Source organism: Pseudoalteromonas sp. S554, from assembly GCF_005930865.1.
Classification (GTDB): domain Bacteria; phylum Pseudomonadota; class Gammaproteobacteria; order Enterobacterales; family Alteromonadaceae; genus Pseudoalteromonas; species Pseudoalteromonas marina.
The window spans coordinates 271,516-284,570 of the sequence record NZ_PNDV01000001.1 but is presented as its reverse complement, the minus strand read 5'-3'; the positions used below and the strand labels follow the sequence as shown (position 1 = coordinate 284,570).

Genomic DNA, 13,055 nt, shown 5'->3' with positions numbered 1-13,055 from the left:
TTATCAAGGGTCGCAAATTATACAGTAAAAATGAGCCAACAGTTAGTTTTAAACAATATTACTATTTAAATATTTTGTTTTATAAAAGTACCTTACCTGTAACCCAAGAGTTTCTTTCACAAAGTAGCCGCAATCTCACTTCTCGCAAAAATATTTACCTCATAAAAATTTACAAAATATACTTATTATTAATTTTTTTTAAACGTGTTATTGCTCTACAGCTTTCTTATGTATAGAATTCAAGCCCCATTTAAGGGACATTTAAATAAGGATTTAATAATGATAAAAAGATGTTTAACTGCAGCAGTATTAGCAAGTGCTTTCGTAGTAACCCCAGCGCAAGCAGATGTTAACCCATGGCAACAATGTGGTATCGGTGCAATGGTTTTTCCTGATAATGGTACAGCCGCTGCTATCTCAAACATTATTTGGGATTTAGGAACAACAGCTGTTTCTTCAAATGTTTCATCTGTAGAAAGCTGTAAAGGTGCAAACGTTAAAACTGCACAATTTATTCAACAAACATTCCCAATCTTAGAGCAAGAAATTGCACAAGGTGAAGGCGAGTACATCTCAGCAATGCTTAATGTACGTGGTTGTGACAGCGCAGCTCACACGCAAATGATCTCAACAATACGTAATGATTTTGCTCAAACATCTGTAAACGATGCTCAGGCTCTTTACACACTTGTTGAAAGCAACATTGCTAGCCAGTTCTCAGCTAACTGTTCTGCAATATAATATATAAAAGGGCTAATTTAGCCCTTTTAGCTCTTCTACCCCAAGCCCGTTGGGTATTTATGAAAATTCATTCTTCAATAATTTTTATTTTTTTTATTGCTTCGTTTAATATTCAAGCATCAACAACATTAAAACAATTAGCACAACATCCCACATGGCTAAGTTTAGGCCATTACAAAAAACCAGCGTTTAATGAGAGCTATATTACAAACACGTCATTTTTTATATCTCCACTGGGAGCAACAAGCCCTTTTGAAGAACTAAAAGCGACTGTGCAAAGCTTTAATTCAAATCCATTAACACAATGCAAATACCCAGCAAGATACACGTGGCTACAAAAACAAGGGCTCACATTTACGCAGCCTAAATCCTCCTGTATTGAACTAGAACAATGGCGAGATGAGCAGCCTATACATTCTATAAGCCTAATATTTGCATCGGGTTATATGAGTAACCCCGCATCACTTTATGGGCATTTGTTGTTAAAACTAAATCGGTCATCAGCCAAAAATAATAAACTACTCGATTACAGCATAAACTATGGTGCTCATGTACCGGATAACGAAAATGGACTAGTTTATATAACAAAAGGCTTGTTTGGCGGTTATAAAGCGGGATTTTCAGATCAATTGTTTTACCGCCACCAACATAATTATGGCGAGATAGAACTAAGAGACCTTTGGGAATATAAGTTAGCCTTAAAAAATAACGATACAAGGTTTATTGCTAATCATTTATGGGAAATACTCGGTGCGCAATTCGATTACTATTTTGCTGATGAAAACTGTGCTTTTCATATTGCGCAGCTAATAGAGCTTGTTATAGGAGAGCAGTTAACAAATAACAGTTCGCCTTGGATGATCCCTACAACTGTTTTTTCAAAATTAAATCAGGCAACTTATAACAATAAAAAGCTGGTTCAAGACGTACTCTTTACGCCATCTAGGAGTACTGTTTTTATTGAGTACATGAAAAAGCTGACGGCCAACGAATCAAACATTGCAGAGAAAATATACAAAACACCTGATTTTCTTGAGCAAAATGATTTCACCTCACTCAATATAAAAAGTAAAAAGCGAATTATTGAAACATTATTTGAACTAGTCCAATTACAGCAAATAAAAAAACACAATATTGACCATATTAAAAGCTTAAAAAAGGCGCTTATTAAAACGCGTTTAACACTCCCAATTGGTAATGAAGTGCTAGTCTCATCATATACCCAACAAGCGCCTCACAAAGGGCAAAAGCCGTCAAACATTTCTGTTTCTTCAACACGAGTAAATGAACAGCACAACCTAGGGTTAGGATTTAGGCTAAGTTATTTTGATTCCTTAGCGTCAGATGTTGCACGCATTGCGTTTTCTAATTTAGAAATGGTTGATACCGAAGTCTCAATTTTAAACTCTAAGGTGTACCTAGATAAACTACACTTACTGGACCTTGAGTCCTTTTCACCAGCCTACGTTGAATGGCCACAAGAAAATAACTTATCATGGAAAATTAATGCTGGTTTTGAAAGACAGAATACACTTTGCAGAAGCTGCACAAACACGTTTTTAATGGGGGGAATAGGTAAATCTTATCTTACCAACAATAATAAAACCTTAATTTTTACGCTTGCTAACGGGTATATTGGAGATCTCGCTGCTACAGACAAGATTTATGATTCATCGTTAGAACTAGGTGTAATAACAACACTATACTCAGATATAAAATTAAGAGCTTCTCACGAACAATTTATTTTAGGAAATGATGAGAAGTCATCAACTCAAGCTGAAATATCAATTCCAATTAATCAAAATTTTGACATTCGTTTCAGTTATAAGCATGCAAAATTAACAAGCTGGAAATTTAAATTAAATTATTACTGGCAATAAAATAGGCCAAAAGTGAAATCATTTACGCTTCACTTTTGGCTTAAATCTTAATTAAGAAAGAGTTAATACTTCATCGCTGTTAAGTAAACGCGCCTTGCCACCTACTACATCGGCTTCATTTAACTGATTAATGAGTGGCAACCCTATTTGTTGCTGCTCATCATTCAGTGGCAAATACGGCAATCTAAATACGGGGTTTACCGCGCCCGTCATCATCAATGCCGTGTTTATTGCAATCGGGTTTGGCTCGCAAAACAACCAGTTCATTAAAGGTTGTAATGAGCTATTTAACGCATCATTTTTAGTATCCATTAGCTGGCGAAACAACCCTGGAATAAGATTAGAGGTAACCGATATAACACCGTGGGCTTTGTGTACATGGCGTGCGTCGTGCGCTTCGTCATCGTTACCAGACCAGCACGCAATACCTTGCTGCTCGTAATGTGCAATTCGCTCGTTACCACCGCATTCTTTTACACCAATTAAGTTAGGGTGTTTTGCTAATGGCTCAATAATATCAGGTGTTAAATCTTGCCCTGTGCGCCCTGCTACGTTGTAAATAAACGCAGGGCCTATATCGAGCACGCGTTTAAAGTGCTCTTTTACACCCGCAATAGACGTACGGCCATAATATGGATTAATTTGCAGCGCTGCATGCATTCCACTTGCAAAGCCATATTTAGTGGCTTTTATTGCCTCGCGTGTATTATTACTGCCTGTATTACCAACAATTAGTAACTGATTGCCATACTTGTTTGCACTGTGCGCAATAAGCATTAAATGCTCTTCCCAGTTCATTAACTGACCTTCGCCGGTTGTACCACCAACCACAATGCCATCTACACCCGCTGCAATTTGTATTTCGACGAGTTCATCATACTTGACTAAATCTATTTCACCATTTGCTAAATACGGGGTTTTAATAGCAGTAATTAAGCTTGCTTGTTTAATTTGTTCTAGGGTGCGCATAAAAATTCATTATTTATAAAACTTGCGCTATTTGTAACATACTTACACGCATTTTTGCAGGCCTAAGCTAATAATAAACGTAAAATGGCTTGTGTTATTTAGTTTGATAATACAAAATACAAACACTGTACATTTAAACAGTGTTTGTATTTTTAACTTTAAGCGAGCCTTTATGCGTTTATCTGACTACTTAGCCACTCATTTTTATACCACCGATGAGCTTTGCCATGCTTTAAATATTGACGCCGAGCAACTAGATACATGGCAGCAGCAAAGTATTTTTCCTAAACCAAGTTATTGTATAAAAAGCCAGTTAAGTTGCAGCTCGTATTCTGGTTTGTATGAATGTGAAGAGTACGATGATTATTACCCGCGAGGTTGTGTAAATTGGGGGCAAGGGCTAATAAAACAAAAAATTGAATCCTCAAGCAATGCCTTTAATTACTTTGCGCAGCAGTACACAGCAAGCCTGAGTAAACTTGCTCAGCAAGGCTTTAATTTTAATGAAGAATTATTTGGCTGCGAAATAGACGAGCATTTACAGCAAGTGTGGCAACAGTTTTTATGCAGCAAATACGGTGTACTGACACAAAACGGGTTAATTGACGAAATAGTATGTGTGGATATAGGCCGCTTGCTGGTAGACGATATTACTGAATTGCGCACTAAAGGAAGTTTAAACCAACAAGAGCGTACGCAGCTTCACCCCGCTATGAAGCTGCTCAATAAAGCATTAGGGCACGGGGCTGATCACGAAAAACAACACACATTGCGTGCCCGTTACATAGATGCACTTATTTTAAAGTACGATTTATCGATTAAATAAATACGGCTGAGATTTATACCCGCTTGGGGTTTAAAATACTGAGGAACGCAAATGGCGATGTATGTTTACGTCGCCACTGTATTTTACTAACTAATAAGAGTGCTTTTTACTAGCCAATGGTGTTGTAAACGTCAATATTACTGTTTGTTAGAAGCCCGGTAACTTGTGTTCCAAAAGCTTTAAAATGTGGCTCGTTTTTGTGCGATTCAAAATGCTCATCTGATGCCCACTGTTCAGTCACTAAATAAGTCGTTTGCTGCGCGTCACTTTTTACCGATAGCTCATAACGTAGACAGCCAACTTCTTGGCGCGAGTACTTTTGTAGATTTTCGAGTGCGCTTAATACAACTTCTGCATCAATATTTTTGCTCGCGATTGTGGCAATTACCGTTAACATGATCAGTCCTTTTTAAAAAACAAAGGTGCAGTTTTGCTACACCTAATGTTGTTTTGCGTATTTTATTACTGATCCCACTGCGGCGCAAAATCAGGCGTTGCTTGGCGGTCGCCACAATCAAGTGCATCAATACGGGCAATGTCTTCATCGTCTAACTTAACATGGTCGTTAAAGTTATCTTCCAAGTTTTTACGCTTGGTTGACGATGGAATAGTAGTCATATCATTTGCGTTTTCCCAAGCAATTACAATTTGCGCAGGTGAAGCGTTATGCTTATTCGCTATATCAAGAATCGTTTCATCTTTTAGTACTTTACCGACCACAAACGGCATATAAGCCGTTACGTGTATACCGTGCTGAGCGCAAAACGCACGTAATTTTGTATTGGTTAAGTAAGGATGTACCTCAACTTGGTTAGTAAATATTTCACGCGAGTCTAGCGTTTGCATTGCTTCGTTTAAGTTTGCAATAGTGAAATTAGACACGCCAATATGTTTTGTTAAACCAAGCTGTTTAGCTTTTAAAAGCTCAGTTAGGTACTCACTCATTGGCTCATCGTTTGATGGCGCAGGCCAATGAATAAGCAATAAATCAACAGAGTCTACTTGCAGCTTTTCTAAAGACTTTTCTACGCTTGCAATAAAATCAGTTTTATTGAGTTTGTTATTCCACACTTTAGTCGTTAAAAATATTTCGCTGCGCGGAATGTTACTATCTTTTATAGCTTGGCCTACTTGCTCTTCGTTACCATAAATTTGCGCTGTGTCTATATGGCGAAACCCGACATCTAATGCCATTTTTACCGAGTTGTATGCAGTATCGCCTTCTAAACGAAATGTTCCAACACCTAAATTCGGCATTTCAATTACACGTTGTGTCATGAATCTATCCTTATACGTTGGTTTAAAATACAGCTATTGAATAGCGTTAAAAAATACACCTTTTACTTTCTCAAAAAATAACCTCACAGTAGCTATGAGGTTATAAAAATGCGTTTCAAGGGTTTAATGATACAAAGTTTACACTTTATGCTCGCTGAATTTCACACTTATCGAGCAAGCCACTGTAACGAGTCACTATAAGTGCCAATACAGAAATGACGGCGCCTATCCATGCTGTGTCTCGCAGAGTCATACTTTCCACTACGCTTCCACCAATGATTGAGCCAAGTGCAATACCAATATTAAAAGCGGCTATATTTAATCCAGATGCAACATCCACAGCATTAGGTGTATGTTTTTGTGCTTGTTTTACAACGTAAAGCTGTAAGCCTGGCACGTTACCAAACGCAAAGGCGCCCCAAACTAAAATGGTAAGTACGGCAGCTACTTTATTATCCATGGTAAATGTAAGTGCCAATAAAATAATGCTAAGAGCACTAAATATAATACTGAGTGCACTTATTGGTCCGCGTTTATCCGCAAGTTTTCCACCCCAAATATTGCCTACCGCTACAGATGCACCATAAACCAGCATAATTAAACCAATAGCTGAGGGTGCAAAGCCAGTTTCCTGCTCTAAAATCGGCGCTAAATAAGTAAATGCTGTAAACGTGCCGCCATAGCCTAAAATAGTCATTAAATATACGAGTAATAAGCGCGGTTTAACAATAACCTGAAGCTGTTCTTTAAAGGTTGCAGGGATAGACTGCTTCAAGTTTTTGGGTACCAAAATAGCACTTCCTACCAAAGCAATTAAGCCCAACACTGATACCACTAAAAATGTTGCACGCCAGCCAAAATACTGGCCTATCCACGTTCCTAATGGCACTCCTGTTACAAGTGCAACCGTGAGTCCCGTAAACATAATTGCAATAGCGCTGGCCTCTTTATCTTTACTTACTAAGCTTGTGGCAATCATAGAACCAATTGAGAAAAACACCCCGTGGGCTAAGCCTGTTAAAATACGCGCAAGTATTAATGTTTCATAACTTGGCGCTTGCCATGCTAATAAATTCCCCAGCACAAATAAGCCCATTAAGCTTATAAGTACAATTTTACGATTCCATTTCCCGGTGAGTGCAGTAAGTACCGGTGCACCAATAGCCACACCTACCGCATATAAACTCACTAGCAAACCCGCTGAAGGTAGGCTTACGCCTAAATCGTTTGCAATAGTAGGCACTAATCCCACTATTACAAACTCGGTTGTTCCTATTGCAAATGCGCTTAAGGTGAGCGCCCACAAAGCCAATGGCATAATTAAATCCTCATTATTAGTTAAGACTTACAGTTTGACTAAAAATGTGTTTGCAAAAAATAGCATTAGTGACAAAATACTTTTGTAATAAATGCAAAAGTAAGGTGCTAAAATATGGCTCAGCATGCAAAAACCGAAGACTTAGAAATGTTTTTAACGGTAGTAGATAGCGGGAGTTTTTCAGCAGCCGCGAACTTGCTTAATCAGCAAGTAGCAAAAGTGTCGCGTGCCGTGTCTCGTCTTGAAAATACGCTACAATGTACGTTACTAAACAGGACCACCCGCCGATTAGAGCTAACCGAAGAGGGCCATACCTTTATTAAATATGCTCGTGATGGCTTAAACACCTTACAAACCGGCGAAGAGGCAATCAAACTGTTAAAACAGTCGCCCAGTGGAAAGTTACGTATTGATGCAGCAAGCCCTTTTGTACTGCATCAATTGGTACCTTTGATTGCTGAGTTTAATATGCAGTACCCCCACATTACGCTTGATATTACCTCTCACGACAGCATTATTGATTTACTAGAGCATAAAACTGACCTAGCCATACGTATTGGTGATTTAAAAGATTCAAACCTGTATGCAAAAAAGTTGGGGGCCAGTAAATTGCATTTGGTCGCAAGCCCTGAGTATTTGAAAAACGCACCTGAACTTACTCAAGCAAGCGATTTGGGCCAACATAAACTTATCGGCTTTACCGACTCACCCGCGCTCAATAACTGGCCTCTTAACATACCCTCAAAGCTTTCGTTTGAAATCACAGCAAGCAGCGGCGAAACAATTAGACAACTATGTATAGCAAACCAAGGCATTGCTTTACTCTCGCATTTAATGATTGGAAACGATTTAAAAGCTGGTAGGTTAGTCAATGTTTTACCAAATAGTATTAAAACACCAAACCACCGAGAAGATATACAAGCCGTTTATTACAAAAACAGTGCGGTGTCGTCTCGCATTGTTGCATTTTTAGATTTTATAAAACCAAAGCTTGCATTATAAGTGGCCTTTTTACGCTTTTAATCAGTATAAACAGACTTATAATTAATAAAGGATTGATATGGACTCGTTAACACAGGTTGCTTTGGGTAGTGCTGTAGGCTTCGCCGTGCTAGGCAATAAAATTGGTCGTAAAGCGGTATTTTGGGGTGCAGCGCTTGGCACCTTGCCCGACTTAGATGTTTTTTTACCTTATGGCGGCCCTGTAGAGTCATTTACTTATCATCGCGGTTTTAGCCATTCCTTCTTTATCCATTTATTAATAAGCCCACTTATCGTATGGCTTATATTAAAATTACACTCTGGCATGCAAACTTACAAAGTGAGATGGTTTTGGTTAGTGTTTTTGTGCTTATCAACCCACGCATTGCTAGATAGTTTTACCGTATATGGCACCCAATTAATGTGGCCGTTTACTGAGTACCCTTTTGCGTTATCAAATATGTTTATAATTGATCCCCTTTATACACTTCCATTATTGCTAGGATTGGTGTGTACGTTACTTCCTAAAGTATCATCAAACACCGCCTACAAAATTAATAGTATTGCGCTTGGATTAAGCTCACTTTATTTATGTACGTCTTTTGCATTGAAAGTCATGATTGATGACAAAGTAAAAACGGCGCTAAACAACAAAAACATTACGTCTGAGAAGTATATAAGCACACCAGCGCCACTTACTACCTTGCTTTGGCGAGTCGTTGTTATGTCTGACGATCATTACTATGAAGGCTATGCCTCTGTATTTGATGAACCCGACGAGGTAACACTTAGTGCATATCCTACAAATCCCTCGCTATTAAATAACATTAAAAATGAATGGGGTGTAAAACGCTTGCAATGGTTTACAAAAGGGTTCTATTCAGTAAGAGAGCAGCAAAACAAAGTGATTTTGTCAGACTTGCGCATGGGAATGGAATGTCAGTATGTGTTTAATTTTCAAGTAGGTGAAATAAATTCAGAGGGACTCACAGCCAGTAATTTTGACAAAATAAGTCAACGTCCAAGCTTCAATGATATGGATAAAATATGGGATAGAATTTGGCAACCCAGCAATTCACTCCTCAACAATACATGCAACAACGATACTAATCATTAAATAGTGTTATCGTCCCCAAACAGCTGAGTTCTATTTTTACCAAGCGATTTTGCTTGGTAAACAGCGTTGTCTGCTTGTGTAAATAAATCTATAAATGTGTTTATTGTATTACTTATGGTCATACCTATACTCACAGTCACAGGCTTATTATCGACTAATATGTCCGCAATAATGGCATGCAATCTATTACAAAATAGTAAGGCCCCTTTTTTATCTGTGTCTGATAGCATGATTAAAAATTCTTCACCACCATAGCGGGAAATTAAATCGGTTTGTCGTCCAAAACTTTTTAGTGCTTGCCCAAGCTCTTTTAAAACACGATCGCCTTCTAAGTGGCCAAAAGTATCATTAATTAATTTAAAATTATCTATATCTATAACAAGCAAGGCTACAGACTGCTTTGATCTTAACGATTGTTCTAACAGTAAAGTACTGCGGTAATTCATTTCTCTTCTGTTTAACAAATTAGTTAGCTCGTCAGTAGAAGCTAATGACTTTAACTCTTCAGCCTGCTCTTCTAGTTTTTCTCGTGTTTTTATTAGCTCATCATAAAGTTGATCCTGCTTTGATGAATTGAATAGGCTCCAAAACACCAATCCCTCTTCATTTATATGCGCGTTAATAGTCATCGGGGTTTTTCGCCCTTGCCCATTAAAAATGATCAACTGCATTTCTTCAGACTTTTTCTCATGAAGTACGGTGGGAATAAGGTAGCTTTGAAAAAAAATTCTTGACGATTTTGTCAAAATTTTATTTATATTTTGACCCACTAACTCGTCCGGCTTCCAAAGTAAGTGGCTTTCAAAATAGTTGTTTACATAAACAATTGTATTTTTAGAGTCAGTTATTAAAGCACCGCATAGAAAGCAGTCAACTGAATAAGTTGTTGGTGTTACATTATTTGGGTTGAATTTACTCACACCAATTACTGCATGTAATTAATAATAGATTCACTTACAATCTCGGGATGAGTCATTTGTAAACAATGGCCTTGGGCGGCTATAACAATGAGCGAGCTGGTTTCTATCTCTTGTTTTACGAACTCACCAACAGATACATCCGCCAAAGCATCATCTTGGCTTTGCAAAATTAATGTAGGTTGTTTTATTTTCTTTAATAGAAAACGATAGTCAGAAAAAAACGTCGCCTCTGCGAAATTTTTGGCTATAACAGGATCGGTAGAACAAAAACTACCTGAAAGCTCGCCAATCAACTCAGCCGAGTTAGCATTACCTACAACTAAAGGTGCAAGGTAATCAGCCCAACCGATATAATTTTTATCCATTAAGCTTAATAATTCTTGCAAGTCTTCTTTATCAAAGCCACCTTGGTAATCTGGCGGGAAATTTAAAAAGCAAGGCGAGGGGCATACCATAATTAACTTACTAATTAAATCAGGCCTTTCAAAAGCAGCCAAGGCACCAATCATACTACTGACAGAATGACCAACAAATACAACATCAAATAATTCCAAAGCAGTACATACTTCTATAACATCTAATGCATAACCTTCTAGTTTCTTGTATCGCTGTTTTTCGTATTGAGATATATCCGAATTACCTGACCCCACATAATCGAAAAGCACAACCCTAAATTGCGTATCTAAATAAGGAGTTAAAAAACGCCACATGTTTTGGTCACATCCAAATCCATGTCCAAATAGCAATGTTTTAGAGCCGCTACCAATTACCTTTACATTGTTTCTCGCTTTTATCGATTCTGAATTTAGCACTTTAAAGCACGCCTTTATCTGTAATATAAGTAATGTTATCGACAAAATGTTAAAAGCTAACTTGTATTAACTCTTACTCAAATTAACCGCCGTATAATCTTTATCAATAAATCTTAGTATACAACCAATACAAGCTATTAATTAAATAAAGATTTAATTTTGATGTTCGTATTGGCCTCTATATACCTCAAATACTTTTAAAACAGTATGTTGGTCTTTTGATAGATTATCGTACCAGTCATCAAATAGTTCATCATTTTCTTGCTCGCTCAACGCCATATAGTGAGCCAGCAGCTCAATAATATCGTTGTGGTTGCATGCAAGATGGTTAACTTGCTGTGCTAAGGCACTATGGTCGCGCTCTCTTAAGGTCTCCATTACCCCTTGATCTATTTGTTCTTGTTGTATTGCGTCGCTCATAAAATACCTCAGTATCTACTGTAAATATGATTTAACTATTTTTATTGTTGTGTTTATAGTTATAACAGCCTAAACATGAATAGCCAGTATTTTTGAACTAAGTGATTACTTTTTGATTTATTTGTTTAAATAGCCATCAGGAGTGTTTATAAAAGCATCACATATTGAAAAGCCAATAAAAAATACACCAAATTACAACTCGTAATTGTTGTGTTTATAGCTATCTAAAAACGTCGTATTTTAGGGTGAGCGGCAAGGCAAGGGTATTAAAATGAAAGAGGTAACTCGTTAAAGTTACCTACATATTGGTGAATTTATTTTACAACAACAGAAAACTCAGGCACAGCTTGAATTACTTTTTTAACAGTACATGTATTTACTGCCGCAATTAATGCTTTTTTATACTTTTGAGGAAAACCATCAGGCAAATTAATTTCGATTGAAAATAACTTTTTACCATTTTCATCTACATTTTCGTTGTTTTGTGTAAGTGTCATACCTTCTGTAGAAATGTCACGTTGCTCACAAAATTTTCGCGCATAAAACCCTGCACACAAAACCATACTCACTAAAAAGTAGTCAAATGGTTCTGGGTGCTCTGCACCACCACCAGCCGAAATACTCTGATCGCTAATGACTTCCAAATCACCAAATTTAGCACTTTGCTTTTGGCCTTCTAATAATGAAACCGAAATTTCCATAACTATTCCTTACTTTCCAAACAATAATTCAAAAAAGCCTGGTGGCTCATGTAGTTTATGATATTTTTTTCGTAAATCATCAATGCGTTTAAGCGGTACTTTAGCAGCAGTAAGCCCTTGCTGATTAGCCGCTTGTTTAGCAAGCCTTGCTTGTGTAAGCACTTTATCAAGCCCCTTAACCGACTGTTCGGGCTTCTTGTAAAACTTTGCCGTTTTGCTTACTTCAACCAGCTTAATAAATTCATCAATTGCGGTATTAAACTCTGTTAACTGGCTAGCTTGTACCGCTTTTTTATAAGCAAGCCCTGTGTTTTTCATGTTTAATTCTAGATCAATAGTCTCGCTAGCATAACTGAGCGAGCTAAATAAAATGACAATAATGAGGTAAGTGTATTTCATGAATAACCCTAAAAAAACTGATAATACAAATTGTATCAAGTAAACAGAATAAAGTAACGAATCAGCAATCACTCTTTATATGCTGTAAAGGGGGTTTACAACTTATTATTGGTAATTGTCAGCATTAAGTTAAAATCAAATAACTACCTATCTTACTAACATTGAATATATCTAGATCAACAAATGAATAACGACACATTTAATAAAGATGATGAAATTTACTCAATTTAAACATTTATTTTAATAACACCATTGAACGCCCCGCTCGCTAAATCAGCAAAAATATACATTTAAGTAACTTAATAGCACAATTAACAAACACACCTGTTAATTACATCTGCAATTTAACTATCACTTTGACGAGTCAAATAAACAGCAAATAGATCAAAAATACCGCGCCAATTTTAATATTAATAACTCAATGTAAACAACGTGGCCAAAAAAGGTAAACAACCAAGAAAAACCCTATCTTATTGTCATCATAATTTAAACAAAAGTAACAACTTAAAACACTATAAATAAAATTAATTTCAAACCTTAATACAACAATATAGAGGCTTTCAGAGGGTTTAATCTTATTTACGAGCGTGTAATAATCGTTAGTTCTTTAGCCAAATGTGATGACAATGTTGCTCTTTAACTATGCCAATTTTGTTAAGCATTTTTTCATAACAAACACCCATTAGGGAACTC

At 37.0% G+C, this 13,055-nt stretch carries 14 protein-coding genes; 5 read left to right on the top strand and 9 right to left on the bottom strand.

The window, feature by feature from the left end; all coding sequences use genetic code 11:
* The first annotated feature begins 279 nt into the window (after positions 1-279).
* The gene (locus tag CWB65_RS01240) at positions 280-741 is read left to right on the top strand and encodes a DUF3015 family protein (RefSeq protein ID WP_008127917.1); all 462 of its coding nucleotides are present in this window, start codon (positions 280-282) and stop codon (positions 739-741) included.
* Positions 742-800: 59 nt separating this feature from the next.
* Positions 801-2,621 (top strand): Lnb N-terminal periplasmic domain-containing protein, encoded by a 1,821-nt coding sequence (locus CWB65_RS01235; protein ID WP_138739669.1) that lies wholly within the window; start codon positions 801-803, stop codon positions 2,619-2,621.
* Positions 2,622-2,672: 51 nt separating this feature from the next.
* On the opposite strand, the gene dapA is transcribed toward CWB65_RS01235, so the two are convergent.
* Complete coding sequence (dapA, locus tag CWB65_RS01230) at positions 2,673-3,590, bottom strand: 4-hydroxy-tetrahydrodipicolinate synthase (RefSeq protein WP_138739668.1); 918 nt, start codon at positions 3,588-3,590, stop codon at positions 2,673-2,675.
* 172 nt (positions 3,591-3,762) lie between these two features.
* Between dapA and CWB65_RS01225 the strand changes: the two genes are divergently transcribed.
* Complete coding sequence (locus tag CWB65_RS01225) at positions 3,763-4,416, top strand: DUF6058 family natural product biosynthesis protein (protein ID WP_008127925.1); 654 nt, start codon at positions 3,763-3,765, stop codon at positions 4,414-4,416.
* A 109-nt stretch (positions 4,417-4,525) separates the two neighbouring features.
* Here CWB65_RS01225 and CWB65_RS01220 read toward each other — a convergent pair whose 3' ends face one another.
* The 3 genes from CWB65_RS01220 to CWB65_RS01210 form a co-directional block, all read right to left on the bottom strand.
* On the bottom strand, positions 4,526-4,813 hold the full coding sequence (locus CWB65_RS01220) for a putative quinol monooxygenase (protein WP_138739667.1): 288 nt from the start codon (positions 4,811-4,813) through the stop codon (positions 4,526-4,528).
* A 65-nt stretch (positions 4,814-4,878) separates the two neighbouring features.
* Positions 4,879-5,694, bottom strand: coding sequence for a 2,5-didehydrogluconate reductase DkgB (dkgB, locus tag CWB65_RS01215; RefSeq protein ID WP_008127928.1), 816 nt, complete (start codon positions 5,692-5,694; stop codon positions 4,879-4,881).
* Between the two features lie 145 nt (positions 5,695-5,839).
* On the bottom strand, positions 5,840-7,012 hold the full coding sequence (locus CWB65_RS01210) for an MFS transporter (RefSeq protein ID WP_138739666.1): 1,173 nt from the start codon (positions 7,010-7,012) through the stop codon (positions 5,840-5,842).
* Between the two features lie 114 nt (positions 7,013-7,126).
* Between CWB65_RS01210 and CWB65_RS01205 the strand changes: the two genes are divergently transcribed.
* Positions 7,127-8,014, top strand: a complete 888-nt coding sequence (locus tag CWB65_RS01205) for a LysR family transcriptional regulator (RefSeq protein WP_138739665.1) — start codon at positions 7,127-7,129, stop codon at positions 8,012-8,014.
* Positions 8,015-8,072: 58 nt separating this feature from the next.
* A complete protein-coding gene (locus tag CWB65_RS01200; protein ID WP_138739664.1) occupies positions 8,073-9,110 on the top strand; it encodes a metal-dependent hydrolase in 1,038 nt (345 codons plus the stop codon).
* Here the strand turns inward: CWB65_RS01200 and CWB65_RS01195 are convergent.
* The 5 genes from CWB65_RS01195 to CWB65_RS01175 form a co-directional block, all read right to left on the bottom strand.
* The gene (locus tag CWB65_RS01195) at positions 9,107-10,030 is read right to left on the bottom strand and encodes a diguanylate cyclase (RefSeq protein WP_138739663.1); all 924 of its coding nucleotides are present in this window, start codon (positions 10,028-10,030) and stop codon (positions 9,107-9,109) included. The two genes, CWB65_RS01200 and CWB65_RS01195, sit on opposite strands and share 4 nt — an antisense overlap.
* A gap of 5 nt (positions 10,031-10,035) precedes the next feature.
* Positions 10,036-10,842 carry an alpha/beta fold hydrolase gene (locus CWB65_RS01190; protein WP_138739662.1) on the bottom strand — a complete coding sequence of 269 codons (807 nt, stop codon included), beginning with the start codon at positions 10,840-10,842 and terminating at the stop codon, positions 10,036-10,038.
* 153 nt (positions 10,843-10,995) lie between these two features.
* Positions 10,996-11,262, bottom strand: coding sequence for a hypothetical protein (locus CWB65_RS01185; protein ID WP_138739661.1), 267 nt, complete (start codon positions 11,260-11,262; stop codon positions 10,996-10,998).
* 314 nt (positions 11,263-11,576) lie between these two features.
* Positions 11,577-11,963: an OsmC family protein gene (locus CWB65_RS01180; protein WP_008127939.1), complete on the bottom strand. Its 387-nt coding sequence runs from the start codon at positions 11,961-11,963 to the stop codon at positions 11,577-11,579.
* A 9-nt stretch (positions 11,964-11,972) separates the two neighbouring features.
* The gene (locus CWB65_RS01175; RefSeq protein WP_039037452.1) at positions 11,973-12,362 is read right to left on the bottom strand and encodes a cytochrome b562; all 390 of its coding nucleotides are present in this window, start codon (positions 12,360-12,362) and stop codon (positions 11,973-11,975) included.
* Between the last annotated feature and the right edge of the window lie 693 nt (positions 12,363-13,055).